Annotated in this window: 18 protein-coding genes; 6 read left to right on the top strand and 12 right to left on the bottom strand. The window is 69.2% G+C overall.

The features are described from left to right. Nucleotides 1-17: 17 nt before the first annotated feature. On the top strand, nt 18-785 hold the full coding sequence (garL, locus tag ACKTT0_RS22205; protein ID WP_407851923.1) for a 2-dehydro-3-deoxyglucarate aldolase: 768 nt from the start codon (nt 18-20) through the stop codon (nt 783-785). 95 nt (nt 786-880) lie between these two features. On the opposite strand, the gene rpsT is transcribed toward garL, so the two are convergent. From rpsT to ACKTT0_RS22155, 10 genes are all read right to left on the bottom strand, one after another. Further along, on the bottom strand, nt 881-1,144 hold the full coding sequence (gene rpsT, locus ACKTT0_RS22200; protein WP_028355810.1) for a 30S ribosomal protein S20: 264 nt from the start codon (nt 1,142-1,144) through the stop codon (nt 881-883). Nucleotides 1,145-1,256: 112 nt separating this feature from the next. Next, nucleotides 1,257-2,249 (bottom strand): FecR domain-containing protein, encoded by a 993-nt coding sequence (locus ACKTT0_RS22195; protein ID WP_407851922.1) that lies wholly within the window; start codon nt 2,247-2,249, stop codon nt 1,257-1,259. 140 nt (nt 2,250-2,389) lie between these two features. Then, the gene (murJ, locus tag ACKTT0_RS22190) at nt 2,390-3,946 is read right to left on the bottom strand and encodes a murein biosynthesis integral membrane protein MurJ (protein WP_407851921.1); all 1,557 of its coding nucleotides are present in this window, start codon (nt 3,944-3,946) and stop codon (nt 2,390-2,392) included. 57 nt (nt 3,947-4,003) lie between these two features. Further along, nucleotides 4,004-4,762, bottom strand: a complete 759-nt coding sequence (locus tag ACKTT0_RS22185) for a 3-hydroxyacyl-CoA dehydrogenase (RefSeq protein WP_407851920.1) — start codon at nt 4,760-4,762, stop codon at nt 4,004-4,006. A 74-nt stretch (nt 4,763-4,836) separates the two neighbouring features. Continuing rightward, nucleotides 4,837-5,493 carry an adenylate kinase gene (adk, locus tag ACKTT0_RS22180; protein WP_407851919.1) on the bottom strand — a complete coding sequence of 219 codons (657 nt, stop codon included), beginning with the start codon at nt 5,491-5,493 and terminating at the stop codon, nt 4,837-4,839. Nucleotides 5,494-5,587: 94 nt separating this feature from the next. Further along, the gene (kdsB, locus tag ACKTT0_RS22175; RefSeq protein ID WP_407851918.1) at nt 5,588-6,352 is read right to left on the bottom strand and encodes a 3-deoxy-manno-octulosonate cytidylyltransferase; all 765 of its coding nucleotides are present in this window, start codon (nt 6,350-6,352) and stop codon (nt 5,588-5,590) included. 8 nt (nt 6,353-6,360) lie between these two features. Continuing rightward, nucleotides 6,361-6,546: a Trm112 family protein gene (locus ACKTT0_RS22170; RefSeq protein WP_028355816.1), complete on the bottom strand. Its 186-nt coding sequence runs from the start codon at nt 6,544-6,546 to the stop codon at nt 6,361-6,363. Between the two features lie 9 nt (nt 6,547-6,555). Beyond that, entirely contained in the window at nt 6,556-7,650 is a 1,095-nt protein-coding gene (gene lpxK / locus ACKTT0_RS22165) for a tetraacyldisaccharide 4'-kinase (protein ID WP_407851917.1), read from the bottom strand. Then, on the bottom strand, nt 7,647-8,060 hold the full coding sequence (locus ACKTT0_RS22160) for an ExbD/TolR family protein (RefSeq protein ID WP_407851916.1): 414 nt from the start codon (nt 8,058-8,060) through the stop codon (nt 7,647-7,649). Before ACKTT0_RS22160 ends, lpxK begins: the two co-directional genes overlap by 4 nt. Next, nucleotides 8,057-8,665 carry a MotA/TolQ/ExbB proton channel family protein gene (locus ACKTT0_RS22155; protein WP_407851915.1) on the bottom strand — a complete coding sequence of 203 codons (609 nt, stop codon included), beginning with the start codon at nt 8,663-8,665 and terminating at the stop codon, nt 8,057-8,059. The genes ACKTT0_RS22160 and ACKTT0_RS22155 overlap by 4 nt, the downstream gene beginning before the upstream one ends. Nucleotides 8,666-9,009: 344 nt before the next feature. On the opposite strand from ACKTT0_RS22155, the gene xseA reads away from it, so the two are divergent. The 4 genes from xseA (at nt 9,010) to pcaF (ending at nt 13,903) form a co-directional block, all read left to right on the top strand. Then, nucleotides 9,010-10,398 (top strand): exodeoxyribonuclease VII large subunit, encoded by a 1,389-nt coding sequence (xseA, locus tag ACKTT0_RS22150; protein ID WP_407851914.1) that lies wholly within the window; start codon nt 9,010-9,012, stop codon nt 10,396-10,398. Nucleotides 10,399-10,472: 74 nt separating this feature from the next. Then, nucleotides 10,473-11,051, top strand: a complete 579-nt coding sequence (gene sodB, locus ACKTT0_RS22145) for a superoxide dismutase [Fe] (protein WP_289785410.1) — start codon at nt 10,473-10,475, stop codon at nt 11,049-11,051. 115 nt (nt 11,052-11,166) lie between these two features. Then, nucleotides 11,167-12,558 carry a chloride channel protein gene (locus ACKTT0_RS22140; protein ID WP_407851913.1) on the top strand — a complete coding sequence of 464 codons (1,392 nt, stop codon included), beginning with the start codon at nt 11,167-11,169 and terminating at the stop codon, nt 12,556-12,558. A 139-nt stretch (nt 12,559-12,697) separates the two neighbouring features. Continuing rightward, a complete protein-coding gene (pcaF, locus tag ACKTT0_RS22135; protein ID WP_407851912.1) occupies nt 12,698-13,903 on the top strand; it encodes a 3-oxoadipyl-CoA thiolase in 1,206 nt (401 codons plus the stop codon). Nucleotides 13,904-13,981: 78 nt separating this feature from the next. Here the strand turns inward: pcaF and ACKTT0_RS22130 are convergent, their stop codons facing one another. Together ACKTT0_RS22130 and ACKTT0_RS22125 are read right to left on the bottom strand one after the other, a co-directional pair. Beyond that, on the bottom strand, nt 13,982-14,458 hold the full coding sequence (locus tag ACKTT0_RS22130) for a DUF192 domain-containing protein (RefSeq protein ID WP_407851911.1): 477 nt from the start codon (nt 14,456-14,458) through the stop codon (nt 13,982-13,984). 116 nt (nt 14,459-14,574) lie between these two features. Then, on the bottom strand, nt 14,575-14,820 hold the full coding sequence (locus ACKTT0_RS22125) for a cold-shock protein (RefSeq protein ID WP_012249572.1): 246 nt from the start codon (nt 14,818-14,820) through the stop codon (nt 14,575-14,577). Nucleotides 14,821-15,041: 221 nt separating this feature from the next. Here ACKTT0_RS22125 and clpS point away from each other — a divergent pair, with 221 nt between their 5' ends. Continuing rightward, nucleotides 15,042-15,356 carry an ATP-dependent Clp protease adapter ClpS gene (clpS, locus tag ACKTT0_RS22120; RefSeq protein WP_407851910.1) on the top strand — a complete coding sequence of 105 codons (315 nt, stop codon included), beginning with the start codon at nt 15,042-15,044 and terminating at the stop codon, nt 15,354-15,356. Nucleotides 15,357-15,426 lie beyond the last annotated feature (70 nt).

Below are 15,426 nucleotides of genomic sequence, written 5' to 3'. Positions count from 1 at the left end.
TCATCGAAGGACTCTCCATGAATTCACCACTGCCCAACCGTTTCCGCCAACGCATTCTGGCGCGCGAACGGCTGATTGGTTTCTGGATGTGCATGTCCAGCCACATTACCGCCGAAGTGGCCGGACTGGCCAACTACGACTGGCTGTTGCTGGACGGCGAGCACTCGCCCAATGAAGTGCCGATGTTCCTGCAGCAGCTGCAGGCCCTGCAGGGCAGCGCCAGCGCGCCGGTCGGGCGGCCGTCGTGGAATGACCCGGTACAGATCAAGCGCTTGCTGGATATCGGCTTCTACAACTTGTTGATCCCGTTCATCGAATCGGCCGAAGACGCGCGGCGCGCGGTGGCCGCCACCCGTTACCCGCCGCAGGGCATGCGCGGGGTGGCCGGCTCGCAGCGCAGCAACCTGTATGGCACGGTGCCGGATTACTTGCAGACCATCAACGACAATATCTGCGTCCTGTTGCAGATTGAAAGCCGGCCCGGCATCGAGGCAGTCGACGAGATCGCCGCGGTGGAAGGGGTGGATGGCATCTTCATTGGCCCGTCGGACCTGGCCGCCGCGTTGGGCCATATCGGCAACCCCGCGCATCCGGAGGTGCAGGAAGTGATCCGGCACTTGTACGAGCGGGCCAGCGCGCAGGGCAAGGCGGTGGGCATCCTGGCGCCCGTGCAGGCCGATGCGCGCCGCTACCTGGAAATGGGCATGCACTTCGTGGCCGTGGGCACCGACCTGGGAGTCTTCAAGCAGGCAACGTTCGCCCTGCGCGAGGCCTTTCCCAGCTGAAGCCGGGAAAGCAATCCAAAACAAAAGGATGCCCGCGGGCATCCTTCTGTTTTGCCGTATTCATGCAGCCCCGGCGCGCGGGGCGGCAGAATGGCTCAGGCCAGCGCCTTGATGGCGGCAGCCAGGCGGCTCTTGTGGCGAGCGGCCTTGTTCTTGTGGATGATGTTCTTGTCGGCCACGCGGTCGATCACGCTGGTGGCTTTCTGGAACACTTCGCTGGCCGCCGCCTTGTCGCCGGCAGCGATGGATTGGCGAACGCGCTTGATGGCGGTGCGCAGCATCGAGCGCAGGCTGGAATTGTGCTTGTTGCGCGCGACCGATTGGCGGGCGCGCTTGCGGGCTTGGGCGGTATTGGCCATGTTGCGATATTAAAGTGAATTCGGCAAAGTCCAATATTGTAGCAAGTATCGAAGGGATTGCAAGCGCTTTGCTCTAGGCCGGCGCTGCGAGCAGCCTCGCAGGGCCGGCCCCCTAAGCCGAGGCGACGCCGATCGATACGAACCAGCGCATGAAGCGCCATACGTCGATGGGCATGCGGTCTTCCAGCGACTGCAGGGTCACGTCGACGTCGTCCAGCGGGTACAGGCCGGAGACAGGCAGGCCGCCGGCGGCCATCGAGACGCGCAGGGTGCCAGGATAATAGGGACGCAACGCTTCGACGATTTCGGCCAGGGGCTGGCCGCGTGCGTCGATCATGCCGCGTTCCCAGGCGGCCTGGGCGGCCAGCTCGGCGCGCGGCACGCCCACGCGCACGGAGTCGAAGCGCACGCCGAGGCCTGGACGCAGGATGTCGCGCGCGCCGGCCAGCGTTTCGATTTCGACCGGCTCGTCGTGCGCCACCACCAGGGTGCGGTGCGGCTGCTGCCGCACCATATAGCGGTTGCCGGAGGAGCGGATCATGCCTTCGGCGGTCTGCACGGTGAAGGGCCGGCGGTCGTCCGGCGCCGCGGTGACGGTCACGGCGCCCTGCTGCAGGCGCAAGTGGCGCGAATTGGCGGTGAAGGTCAGGTCGACCCGGCTGCGCGCATCGAGCAGCAGTTCGCTGCGGTCGGACAGGGTATAGCGGCGCCGCTCGGCCGTGGCCGTGGCTGCGTCGGATGCCAGGCTGCCGAGCGGAAAGAACATGTTGCCCACATAGGCAGCCGAACCGCTGCCCGCCGCCAGCAGGGCGATGCCGCCCAGAAAGCGGCGGCGCGTCTGCGATACCGCCTCGACAGGAAGGGGGGGCGAATGGGCCGGGTAGCCGGCCGCCGGGTAGGCGTCGCCCAGCCGGCCGAAGGCGGCGCCGCCGAGCGTGCCCGTGAGTTGCTGCCAGGCGCTGTCGTGGCGCGGATCGGCATTGCGCCAGGCCAGGAAGTTGGCGTAGTCGTGCTGGGTCGCGCGCCCGGAGCGCAGCAGCAGCAGCCAGTCGATGACCTGGTCTGACAGCGGCGGCGCCTGGCTGGAGGTGAGATCCGGCCCCATGAGCGAACTCGAGTGACTGCCGAACGATTGCATTCTTAAATAATAATGCTTTTTTTACTTTAGATTACATAGATTGCGCATAGTTTTTTGTTTTTTGCTGGCGTTGTAACCAGTATGCGACGGTTGGGGCGCGCGGAGGGTCAGCCGCGGCGGCGGCCGAAGTCGCGCGGACGGAATCCGCACAGGAACAGCGCGCCGAAATAAGCGGCCGCGCTGGCGGCGAGCACGGCGGCCAGCCAGAGGGCGCGCTGGCCGGGCTGGAGCTGCAGGGCGAGCCAGTCCAGCCGCCGGTCGGCGTACAGCAGTATGGCGGCCAGGGCGGCCAGCGCGGGCACCAGCCGCAGCGCGAATACCCCCCAGCCCGGCGCGGGCCGATAGACGCCGCGGCGCAGCAATCCAGCCAGCAGGGCCAGGGCATTGAGCGTGGCTCCCAGGCCGATGGCCAGCGCCAGGCCGGCGTGCGACAGCGCGGGCACCAGCGCCAGGTTCATCAACTGGGTGGCCGCCAGCACCATGATGGCGATCTTGACGGGGGTGCGGATGTCCTGCTGGGCGTAGAAGCCGGGCGCCAGGATCTTCACCGCCAGGATGCCGATCAGGCCGGCCGAATAGGCCACCACCGCCAGGCGGGTCTGTTGCACGTCGTGGGCCTGGAAGGCGCCATAGTGGAACAGCGTGGCGACCAGTCCGTCGGACAGCAGCGCCAGGCCGAGCGCGGCCGGCAGGCCCAGCAGCAGCACCAGCCGCAGCCCCCAGTCGAGCAGCGCGGAATAGCCGGAGCCGTCCTGCCGCGCGTGGGCGGCCGACAGGCTGGGCAATAGCACCGTGCCGAGGGCGACGCCGAGCAGGGCGGTGGGAAACTCCATGAGCCGGTCGGCGAACGACAGCCAGGTCACGCTGCCCGGCGCCAGCCAGGTGGCGATGTTGGTGTTGATGAGCAGGGATATCTGGGCCACGGACACGCCCAGCGTGGCGGGCGCCATCTGGCGGAGGATGCGCTGCACGGTGGGGTCGCCCCAGGCCTGGCGCAGGTTGGTCGCCAGCCGCGGGACCAGTCCGAGCCGCGCCAGGGCGGCCCACTGCACGGCCAGCTGGGCGACGCCGCCGGCCATGACGCCGAGCGCCAGCGCGTAGATGGGGACTTCCATGCGCGGGGCCAGCCACAGGCAGGCCGCGATCATGGACAGGTTGAGCAGCATGGGCGTGAAGGCCGGCACCGCGAAGCGGCGCCAGGTGTTGAGCACGCCCGAGGCGAACGCCACCAGCGACATGCAAAGGATGTACGGGAACATCATCCGCGTCATCCAGACGGCGGCGCCGAATTCGGTGCCGCGCGCTGCGTCGCGCAGGCCGCTGGCCATGGCGGTGACGACCCAGGGGGCGGCGACGATGCCCAATAGCGTGATAGCCATCAGGGCCAGCGTCAGCAGCAGGGCCACGCGGTCGAGCAGGGTGCGCACTTCGGCGTCACTGCGCTCGGTGCGCGCGGCCCCGAGAATGGGTACGAAGGCCTGTGAGAACGCGCCTTCGGCGAACAGGCGGCGCAACAGGTTGGGGATGCGGAACGCCACCCAGAAGGCGTCGGTCAGCGGGCCGGCGCCGAACGCGCGCGCGACCAGGATGTCGCGGACCAGGCCGGTAATGCGCGACAGCAGCGTGAAGCTGCTGACGGTGGCGGCCGAGCGGAACAGACCCATGGGGAGGACGGGAAAGTGCGCGCGGCCGGGCTGGGGGCGCGGCCGCGCGCGGAGGCGTTACTTGGGCGGCATGCGGATCGCGCCGTCGAGGCGGATCGTTTCGCCGTTGAGCATGTCGTTGGTGATGATGCTGTGGACCAGCTTGGCGTAGTCTTCGGGGCGGCCGAGGCGGGCCGGGAACGGGATGCTGGCGGCCAGCGAGTCCTGGACTTCCTGGGGCATGCCGAAGATCATGGGGGTGCCGAAGATGCCCGGGGCGATGGTCATGCAGCGGATGCCGGCCTTGGCCAGGTCGCGCGCGATAGGCAGGGTCATGCCGGCCACGCCGGCCTTGGAGGCGGCGTAGGCCGCCTGGCCGATCTGGCCGTCGAAGGCCGCCACCGATGCGGTATTGATGAGCACGCCGCGTTCGCCGGTGGGTTCCGGCGCGTTGGCGCTCATGGCCTCGGCGGCCAGCCGCATCATGTTGAAGCTGCCGATCAGGTTGATCGAGACGACTTTCTGGAACAGGTCGAGCGGATGCGCGCCATTCTTGCCGACGATCTTCGCGGCCGGCGCCACGCCGGCGCAATTGACCAGGCCGAACAGCGCGCCGAGCTCGCGCGCGGCCGCCACGGCGCGCTGGCCGTCGGCTTCCTGGGTGACGTCGCAGTGCACGTAGCGCTGGCCCAGTTCGTCGGCCAGCGCCTGGCCGGGTTCGTCCTGCAGGTCGGCGATGACGACCTTGGCGCCGTTGGCCACCAGCATGCGCACCGTGCCGGCGCCCAGGCCGGACGCGCCGCCGGTGACGATGAATACCTTGTTCGCGATTTCCATGTCGGTTCTTTGAGCGGGAAGTGTTCAACGGAGCGCCGCGGCGGGCCGCGGCGCGCGAAAGCGGCGATGCCGGTTCAGCTTGCCAGCGCCTGGAACAGGCGGGCCTTGATTTCGTCGACGGCGCCCACGCCGGAGATCTTGCGGTACTTGGGCGCCGCGGCGTCGCCGGCGTCGGCCCACGAGGCGTAGTAGTCGACCAGCGGGCGCGTCTGCTTCTGGTAGACGGCCAGGCGGTTGCGCACGGTTTCCTCGCGGTCGTCGTCGCGCTGCACCAGCGGTTCGCCGGTGACGTCGTCCAGGCCTTCGGCCTTGGGCGGGTTGAAGCGCACGTGATAGCTGCGGCCGCTGGCCGGGTGCACGCGGCGGCCGCTCATGCGTTCGATGATGTCTTCTTCGGGGACCTCGATCTCGACCACGTAGTCGAGCGCCACGCCGGCGTTCTTGAGCGCGTCGGCCTGCGGGATGGTGCGCGGGAAGCCGTCGAACAGATAGCCGTTGGCGCAGTCCGGTTGCTTCAGGCGATCCTGCACCAGGCCGATGATGATGTCGTCGGACACCAGGCCGCCCGCGTCCATGACCTTCTTGGCCGCCTGTCCCAGCGGCGTGCCGGCCTTGACGGCCGCGCGCAGCATGTCGCCGGTGGAGATCTGCGGGATCGCGAAGTGCTGGGTGACGAATGCGGCCTGGGTGCCTTTGCCGGCGCCCGGCGGTCCGAGCAGGATGAGACGCATGGGTGCTCCTGAATGATTGGGAATTTTTATGGCCGGGGACGATTATGCCGCAATGCAGCAGCCGTTGTGGCTGGGCGGATCAAGGGAAAACCCCTTATAACCCATTTGCATAGATGGTTCGCACGCGTTCCAGGTCGTCCGGCGTGTCGACCCCGGCCTGCGGGGCCTGCGGCGTGCGGTGCACGACGATGCGATGGCCGTGCTCCAGCGCGCGCAGCTGTTCCAGGGCTTCGTAGCGTTCCAGCGGGCCTTGCGGTAGGGTCGGGAAGCGCCGCAGGAACGCCACCCGGTAGGCGTACAGGCCGATGTGGTGCAGGGCGGGCAGGCCCGGCGCCAGCAGCCGCTGGCCGCCGGCCAGCGCGTCGCGCGCCCAGGGGATGGGCGCGCGCGAGAAATACAGGGCGAGCCCGTCGGCGCCGCATACGACCTTGACCACATTGGGATTGAACAAGGCCTCGGCGTCGGCCAGGGGGCAGGCGCAGGTCGCGATGTCGGCCTGCGGATGGGCCTGCAGCGACTCGGCCACGGCGTCGATGAGCGCCGGGTCGATCAGCGGTTCATCGCCCTGGACATTGACCACGACGGCATCGTCGGGCAGGCCGAGCTGCTCGACCGCCTCGGCCAGGCGATCGGTGCCGGTGGGGTGGTCGGCGCGGGTCAACAGGGCGGCGTGGCCATGCGCGGCGGCGGCTCGCTCGACCCGGGCGTCGTCGGTGGCGATGCAAACCCGCGCCGCGCGCGAGCGGGCCGCGCGCTCGGCCACGCGCACCACCATGGGCTTGCCGGCGATGTCGGCCAGGGGCTTGTCGGGCAGGCGCGTGGACGCCATGCGCGCCGGGATCAGGGCGACGAACCTCACGGCGCGGCTCACGCCGGTTCGGGGCGCGCGCCGTCGAGCGGACGGGCTTCCGATTCGAGCATGACCGGGATGCCGTCTCGCACCGGATAGGCCAGGCGGTCGGCGCGGCAGATCAGTTCGGCTTGCGCGCGGTCGTAGTCGAGGCGGCCCTTGCACACCGGGCACACGAGAATGTCGAGTAGGCGGGATTCCATGGGGCGATTCTAAAGCAGTTTATGCGCGCCGGCGGCGCTTGCGCCGCCTGGCGCCGTGGCCGCCGCGCGCACCAGCGCGGCCAGCCAGTCGAACAGGGCGGGATCGGAAAAGCGCGCCCGCACTGGCACTTCCCAGAGGCGCGTGTCGCCGAGCGCGCGGCACTTGATGGCGTCCTTGGAGGTGACCAGGATGGCTTCGGCGGCGATGGCGCCGAACGGCGGGCGGCGGTAGTCGTAGTGGTCGGGCAGGGCCAGGCTGGGGTCAGGCCGGATACCGGCCGCCCGCAGAGTGGTGAAGAAGCGCGCCGGGTTGCCGATGCCGGCGGCGGCGGCCACGGTCGCGAAAGCCCGGCCCGGCGCGAAGTCGGCAAGCGGCCGCCGGGCGCCGCTTTGCAGGTGCCGGGCGGCGTCCGGCTCGAGCCACATGTCGGCGCGGCGCGGGGCGCCGTCCGGCGCGGGATCGGCCGGCGGAGCGGGCGGGCGCGGCCGGTTCGTGATGACAGCATGCACCGTGTCCAGGCGCGCGGCCGGCTCGCGCAGCGGCCCGGCCGGCAGCAGCCGGCCGTTGCCGATGCCGCGCTCGTCCTGCACCGCGATTTCGACATCGCGCGCCAGCGCCAGGTGCTGCAGGCCGTCGTCGGAAATGATCACATCCACCTGCGGGTGCCGGGCCAGCAGCGCCTGGGCCGCCAGTGCCCGGCGCGGGTGCACCGCCACCGGCGCGCCGGTGGCGTGGGCGATCAGCGCGGGCTCATCGCCGTAGTCGGCGGGTTCGAGCTCTCCCTGGCCGACCCGCGGCTGCGGCCCCACGCGCGTGCCATAGCCGCGGCTCACGACGCCGGGGGTCCAGCCGCGCGCGCGCAGCGCCTGGACCGTGGCGATGACCACCGGCGTCTTGCCGGTGCCTCCTACATAGATATTGCCGACCACCACCACTGGCACGGGGGCGCGGTAGGCGGGCCGGCGGCCGGACAGGTATTGGGCGCGCCGCCGCTCGACCTGCCAGCGCGTGACCGCCGCCAGCGGCCGCAGCAGGGTCGCCAGCCAGCCGTCGTGCTGCCAGTGGCGCTGCGGGAAGGCGGCGCGGGAAGCGGGCGGTTTCACCGGGCGTTCTGGGCGGCGAAGTTGACGCGGCCGATGCCCGCCAGGCGGGCGGCCTCCATGACGTTGACGACCGACTGGTGGGTCGCCTGGGCGTCGGCGTTGATGACCAGCACGGGCTGGTTTTTGCCCGCCGCCGCCAGCGCCAGGGCCTGGGCGATGGCGGACGCATCGGCGGCATCGACCAGCGTGCCGTTGAGGGCATAGCGGCCGTCGCGGCTGATGGCGATTTCGATGGCCGGCGGCGTGTCCTGCTCGACCGCGGCCTCGGGCAGGGCGACCTTGAGCTGGGTGTAGCGGACAAACGAGGTGGTGGCGGCCAGGAAGATGAGGATGACCAGCAGCACGTCGATCAGCGGGATCAGGTTGATCTCGAGATCATCGCGCTCGCCGCGCGCCCCGCGGAAGTTCATGGCCGGGCCTCCGGCCGGGCGGCGCGCGCCACGCGCGCGGCGATCTGCTCCATGGTGTTGAGCAGCGCGTCGACGCGGCCGCGCAGGTAGCGATGCGCGATCATGGCGGGAATGGCGATCAGGATGCCGAATGCAGTGTTGTACAGGGCTATGGAAATGCCGCGCGCCAGCTGGGCCGGATCGCCGCCGGCGGGGGTATACGAACCGAAGATTTCGATCATGCCCACCACCGTGCCGAACAGGCCCATGAGCGGGGCGATGACCGCCACGGTTCCAAGCGCCGGAATGTACCGGTTCAGGTCGTGCGCGACGGCGCGGCCGACGTCTTCGACCGCGGTGCGCTGGTCGTCGCGCGGTTGGTGCCGGTGGCGCAGCACTTCGGCGAGGATGCGGCCCAGCGGCGAATTACGCTCCAGCCGGGCCAGCGCTTCGGGGCTGTCCTGGCCGTTGCGCTGCATTTCCATGACCTGTTCGGCCAGCCCGCGCGGCGCCACCAGGCTGCGGCGCAGCGACAGCAGGCGTTCGACGATCAGCGCCAGGCCCAGGACGGACGTGGCGAGCAGCGGCCAGATCGGCCAGCCGGCTTCGCGGAATATGGACAGCAAGAGAGAGGCTCCCGGTAGGCAGGGCCGCGATGCGCGGCGCCCGATTCAAGGGCGAACTGTAACGGGGGGAGCGGGACCGTGGCAAGGCCGGCGGGCCTCCCAAACTATCCACAGTTTTTGTGGATAATTCTGTGTAGAACTCCCCCCAAACACGGATGAATGCTGGTTTTGCGCTGGGTTGGCGGCCAGCGGGGCAGCGGTGGGTGGGTTTTTTCTATATAAAAAACAGATACTTGCGACGAATTTGCTGGCGCTGCGGGCAGGCGGCTGGGATGAGCGGCGCTGAGATATCATCGAGGCCCGCCCGACAAGCCCTGTGGACAGATATCCCCCTGGAAAGCCTTATGACAGCACAGTTTCCCGTAAGAAACGACGTATTTGCGCGGGATATCATGACAGTTGCCCAGCTAAATCAAGCAGTGGGCCAATTGTTGGAGCGCAACATCCCGGCGTTGTGGGTTCGCGGCGAGATTTCCAATTTCACGCAGGCTGCCTCGGGGCACTGGTATTTCACCCTCAAGGACAGCCGGGCCGCCGTGCGCACCGTCATGTTCCGCAGCCGCGCCTCGGCAGTCGGTTTCGTGCCGCGCGCCGGCGACCAGGTCGAGGTGCGGGCCCGGGTGTCGCTCTATGAGCCGCGCGGCGATTACCAATTGCAGGCCGATGCCATGCGGCGCGCCGGCCTGGGCAACTTGTACGAGGCTTTCCTGCGCCTGAAGGCGCAGCTTGCCGCCGAGGGCCTGTTCGACGCCGCCGCCAAACGCCAGCCCGTCGCGTTGCCGCGCGCCATCGGCGTCATCACCTCGCCGCACGCGGCGGCGCTGCGCGACGTGCTGTCGGCGCTGGCCCGGCGCGCGCCGCAAGTGCCGGTGATCCTCTACCCGGCGCCAGTGCAGGGCGCCGACGCGGCGGCCCGCCTGGCCGTCCAGCTGCAGGTGGCCAACGCGCGCAACGAGGTCGATACCCTGCTGCTGGTGCGCGGCGGCGGCAGCATTGAAGATCTGTGGAGCTTCAACGATGAAGCCCTGGCCCGCCTGGTGGCGGCCAGCGCCATTCCGGTCATCAGCGGGGTAGGGCACGAAACCGACTTCACGATCGTGGATTTCGTGGCTGATGTGCGCGCGCCCACGCCGACCGCGGCCGCCGAGCTGGCCTGCGTGCCGCGCGCGGAGTTGCTCGGTCGCGTGGGCCAGGCGGCGCAGCGCCTGGCGCGCGGGCAGCAACGGCGGCTGGAGCAGGCCGCGCAACGGCTCGACCGCGCCGCCGCGCAACTGATATCGCCGGCTCGCCGGCTGGCCCACCAGGCCGAGCGCCTGAATACCCTGCGCCATCGCCTGGCCGCGGCCTGGCGCGCGCCGCACGGACGCCGCGCGGCGCGCGCCGGATTGCTGGCGCAACGCCTGGCGCATTGCGCGCCCGATACGGCGCGCGCCGCCGAGCGCCTGCACGCGCTGGCGCGCCGCCTGGGCCAGGCGCAGACGCGGCAACTCGCGGCCAGCCAGGCGCGCGCGGCGGCTGTCGCGGCCCACTTGCGCGCCCTCGATCCCCGCCACACGCTGGCACGCGGCTATGCCATCGTGCGCGACGAGCACGGCCGCATCCTGCGCGATGCGGCCGTGTTGGCGCGGGGCCAGTCGCTGGATGTGACGTTCTCGCATGGCGGCGCCCAAGTGCAGGTGCTGGCCGCGCGCGGCGACGAGGCCGACGTTAACCCCGCGCCGGATCAGGGTTAACGCAAGCACGCGTGCAAACTGCCGATACAATGGTTGCGCTTGATCGTGCACTCAACACAGAGAAGGAACCCCACATGGCACATACTCTTCCCCCCCTGCCTTACGCGCTGGATGCCCTGGCGCCGCACATCTCCAAGGAAACGCTGGAGTTTCACTACGGCAAGCACCACCAGACCTACGTCACCAACCTGAACAACCTGATTCCCGGTACCGAGTTCGAGAACGCCTCGCTCGAAGACATCGTGAAGAAGTCGTCCGGCGGCGTGTTCAACAACGCGGCCCAGATCTGGAACCACACGTTCTACTGGAATTCGCTGGCCCCCAACGCGGGCGGCGCCCCGAGCGGCGCGCTGGCCGATGCGATCAATGCCAAGTGGGGCAGCTTCGACGCCTTCAAGGAAGCCTTCAACAAGTCGGCCGCCGGCAACTTCGGTTCGGGCTGGACCTGGCTGGTGAAGAAGCCGGACGGCTCGCTCGACATCGTCAACACCAGCAACGCCGCCACGCCGCTGACCACGGCCGACAAGCCCCTGCTGACCTGTGATGTGTGGGAACACGCCTACTACATCGATTACCGCAATGCGCGTCCGAAGTACCTGGAGAATTTCTGGGCCCTGGTGAACTGGGATTTCGCCGCCAAGAATTTCGCCTGAGCGGCACGGCGCCGCAGGCGCATCACGCCCGGCCCGGTGCCGGGCGTTTTTGCGTGCGCGGCCGTGGCCGCCGCCGGATGTTAAGGTAAGCGGCTTTCCACCCCTACGCCCCCGCATGCCGACCGCTGATACGTTACGCCGCCTTGGTTCCCGCGCGCGCCGGCTGGCGCGGCGCAAACTGCGCCAGTTGGGCAGGCTGTCGCGCAAGAGCCTGCAACTGGGCTTGCTGCTGGGAGGCGCGGCGCTGGTGGCACTGGTCTCGCTGGGATTCGCCTGGCTGGCCGACCTGGCGCTCGAATGGAACGGCGCCTGGACGGTGCGCCATGGCTGGCTGGCGTTCGCGCTGATCCCGCTGGCCTTTGCCGCATTGCGCTGGCTGACCCTGCGGCTGGCGCCCAATGCCGCCGGCAGCGGTATTCCGCAGGTCATCGGCGCCTTGTCGCTGCCGCCCGGGCCGGCGCAGTCCAGCCTGGTATCGCCGCGCCAGACGGTATGGAAGATCCCGCTGACTTTCCTGGGCCTGGCGGCAGGCGCATCGGCCGGCCGGGAAGGGCCGTCGGTGCAGGTGGGCGCCGCCGTGATGCTGGCCTGGGGGCGGTTCTGGCGCCGCAACGGCGTGCCTTTGCGCGGTTTTCATGCCAATGAGCTGATCGCGGCCGGCGCCGCCGGCGGCCTGGCCGCCGCTTTCAATGCGCCGCTGGCGGGCGTGATCTTCGCCATCGAGGAGCTCGGCCGCGGCACGGTACTGCGCTGGCAGCGCCTGGTGCTGATCGGCGTGCTGGCGGCCGGCTTCCTGGTGGTCGCGCTGGCGGGCAACAATCCGTATTTCGGCACGTTCGGCGGCCAGGCATTGCCGCACCACATGGCGCTCTGGGTGCTGGCGTGCGGGCTGGTCAACGGCGTGCTTGGCGGCGTCTTCGGCCGGCTGCTCAGCAAGGGCGCTTCAGGCGTGGCGCCGCCGGCCTGGCGCGGCTGGATCCGCCAGCATCCGATCTGGACCGCGGCCGCCATGGGCCTGGCGTTGGCCTGCCTGGGCGCGCTCAGCGGCAATACGGTGTACGGCACCGGCTACGCCGTGGCGGGCGGCCTGCTGTCGGGCGAGGCCGAGGGGCCGGCCGCATTCGGCCTGGCCAAGCTGGCCGCCACGGTGGTGTCCTACTGGGCCGGTATTCCGGGCGGCATATTCACCCCGGCGCTGACGACCGGCGCGGGCATCGGTCAGCACCTGTGGGAATTGAGCGGCGGCGATATCGACCGGCGCGTGCTGGTGCTGATTTCCATGGCGGCCTTCCTGGCCGCCGCCACGCAGTCGCCCCTGACCGCCAGCGTCATCGTGATGGAAATGACCGGCAGCCAGCCCATGCTGTTCTGGCTGCTGGTCGGCGCGCTGGCCGCGTCGCTGGTGGCGCGGCAGTTCTGCCCGCGGCCGTTCTATCATTTCGCCGCCGGGCGTTTTCGCCGCCAGGCCCAGGTCGAGACCGGCCGCGCGGCGCGCGGGGCGCCGTAGCCGCGCGCGAGCGTCCACGGCGCAAACACTGTCCGATATGCGGACAGACTGCGCGCCGCGTCCCGCTGCCCCAGCCCCGAGTGGCGTAACATCAATAGATTCGCTATTCAGTTTTTTTCTTCTTTTCGAGCTTGGATCCATGACCGTGCATGCCTTTATCTGCGATGCCATTCGCACCCCCTTCGGCCGCTACGGCGGCGCCCTGGCGCCGGTGCGCGCCGACGACCTGGCCGCCGTGCCCATCAAGGCGCTGATGGCGCGCAACCCCGGCGTGCACTGGGAAGAACTGAACGACGTGATCTACGGCTGCGCCAACCAGGCCGGCGAAGACAACCGCAACGTGGCCCGCATGGCCTCGCTGCTGGCCGGCCTGCCGGTCGAGGTGCCGGGCGCCACGCTCAACCGCCTGTGCGGCTCGGGCCTGGATGCGGTGGGCACCGCGGCCCGCGCCATCCGCGCCGGGGAAGCCGGCCTGATGCTGGCCGGCGGCGTGGAAAGCATGAGCCGTGCGCCGTTCGTCATGGGCAAGGCCGACAGCGCTTTCTCGCGCAGCGCCGCCATCTATGACACCACCATCGGCTGGCGCTTCGTCAACAAGCTCATGAAGGCCCAGTACGGCGTGGACTCCATGCCGGAAACTGCCGAGAACGTGGCCGACGACTTCAAGATCAGCCGCGAAGACCAGGACAAGTTCGCCCTGGCCAGCCAGGAAAAAACCGCCCGGGCGCAGCGGGACGGCGTGTTCGACGCCGAGATCACGCCGGTCTCGATTGCTCAGAAAAAGGGCGATCCCATCGTGGTGTCCAAGGACGAGCACCCGCGCGAGACCAGCCTCGAGGCGCTGGCCCGCCTGAAAGGCGTGGTGCGCGAGGGCGGCTCCGTCACCGCCGGCAATGCTTCCGGCGTGAACGACGGCTCGGCGGCGCTGCTGCTGGCCGACGAGCGCGGCGCCGCCCGCCATGGCCTGACGCCGCGCGCCCGCGTGGTGGGCATGGCCACGGCCGGCGTGGCGCCGCGCATCATGGGCATCGGTCCGGCGCCGGCCACCCGCAAGGTGCTCGAACTGACCGGGCTGACCCTGGACCAGATCGACGTGATCGAACTGAACGAAGCCTTCGCCGCCCAGGGGCTGGCGGTGCTGCGCCAGCTCGGCATCGCCGACGATGACGCGCGCGTCAACCCCAATGGCGGCGCCATCGCGCTGGGCCATCCCCTGGGCGCCAGCGGCGCGCGCCTGGCGACCACGGCGATCAATCAGCTTCACCGCACTGGCGGCCGCTATGCCCTGTGCACCATGTGCATCGGGGTGGGGCAAGGTATCGCGCTGATCCTCGAACGCGTCTGACCGGCCGCGCCAGCCGCCGCCAGCAGCAAAAAAGGGAGCCGCGCGGCTCCCTTTTCCTTTCATCGAGGCGCCAACCGCTCAGGGCAGGCCGTCGATCCGGTTGCCGGGCTGGATGCCGTGCGCCTCGAACCAGCCTTGCGACATTTCGAGCGCGTATCGCACCGGCCGGGCCGAACAATGGGCATCGTCCGTCTGCGGAGCCATGTCGGCGATATTGACGATGGAGCCGTCGTCGGCGATGAAGGCGATCGACAGCGGCAGCGGTGTGTTGCGCATCCAGAAGCATTGCAGGTCCGGCGATTCGAACACGAACAGCATGCCGCCGTTGCCGGGCAGGCTTTGCCGGTGCATCAGCCCAACGCGGCGCGTGGCCTCGGTATCCGCGACTTCGGCGCGGATGACGTGGATGCCCGCCGACAGCTGGGTGACCGGCAGGCCGGTTTGCGGGGTTTGCGCCCGGGCGGCCGGCAGGCAGGCCAGGGCGCCGAGCAGGGCGGCGGCCGCGGCGACCCGGGCGGGACTGCGGGCGGGCGGCGGAGCGTGGCGGGTCGACATGAAGCAGTGAAACAGCGGAAAATAACAGGGCGGGGCATGGTGCCCCGCCCGGGCAAAAACGCCGCCCGGAGCCGGATGCTTCCGGCACGCGGGCGGCGCGATACAGATACTGGGCGTCAGGCCGACGTGATGTTCAGCGCCTGTTTGCCTTTAGGGCCTTGGATGATCTCGAAAGCCACCTTCTGGCCTTCTTTCAGGGTCTTGAACCCGTTCATCTGAATGGACGAGAAATGCGCGAACAGATCTTCACCGCCGTCATCGGGCGTAATGAAGCCGAAACCCTTCGCATCGTTGAACCATTTGACGGTACCCGTCGATTTGGGATTGTCCCCTTGGACGGCGGTTGCGGTCGTATCAGACATGCGGACTGCCTCATTGAATCGTATGTTGACAGAAGGCGGCACGGCCTGGACCGGCGACCTTCCGGCTTCCGGGCGCCCCTGATGCAGACGAGGGCCCCCGAATGCGTGGATAATGCTCTGCTTTTCTTTCCGGCGTCAAGTATGGAAACTACGCATTTCTGCGTGTAATTTTGGGTAAGTCCGGGCAATGCCTGTCCCTGTTTCAATAGAATAGCCGCCCTATGAGTTCGACCGTGGATACCCAGCACGACCTGGCCGTGGAGAAGGCGCCGGCCCGCACGGCCCCGCCGCCCATGTACCAGGTAGTGCTGCTCAATGACGACTACACCCCGATGGAGTTCGTGGTGAAGGTATTGCAGAAGTTCTTCGGCAAGAACCAGGAAGATGCCACCCGCATCATGCTGCAGGTCCACCACGAAGGGCGCGGCACCTGTGGGGTGTACCCGCGCGACGTGGCGGCCACGCGCATCGCGCAAGTGGCGCAGTACGCGCGGGCGCGGCAGCATCCGCTGCAATGCGTCATGGAGCCTGTCTAGCCGGCTGCCGAAACAGCACGGCCGCGCGCTAATATCTGCGGCGGGCCGGCCGACCATGCGGCCCGTCGAC

This window comes from Bordetella saccharivorans (genome assembly GCF_045862855.1).
GTDB classification, from domain to species: Bacteria; Pseudomonadota; Gammaproteobacteria; order Burkholderiales; family Burkholderiaceae_B; genus Bordetella_A; species Bordetella_A petrii_F.
This window is presented reverse-complemented; position numbering and strand designations above follow the sequence as displayed.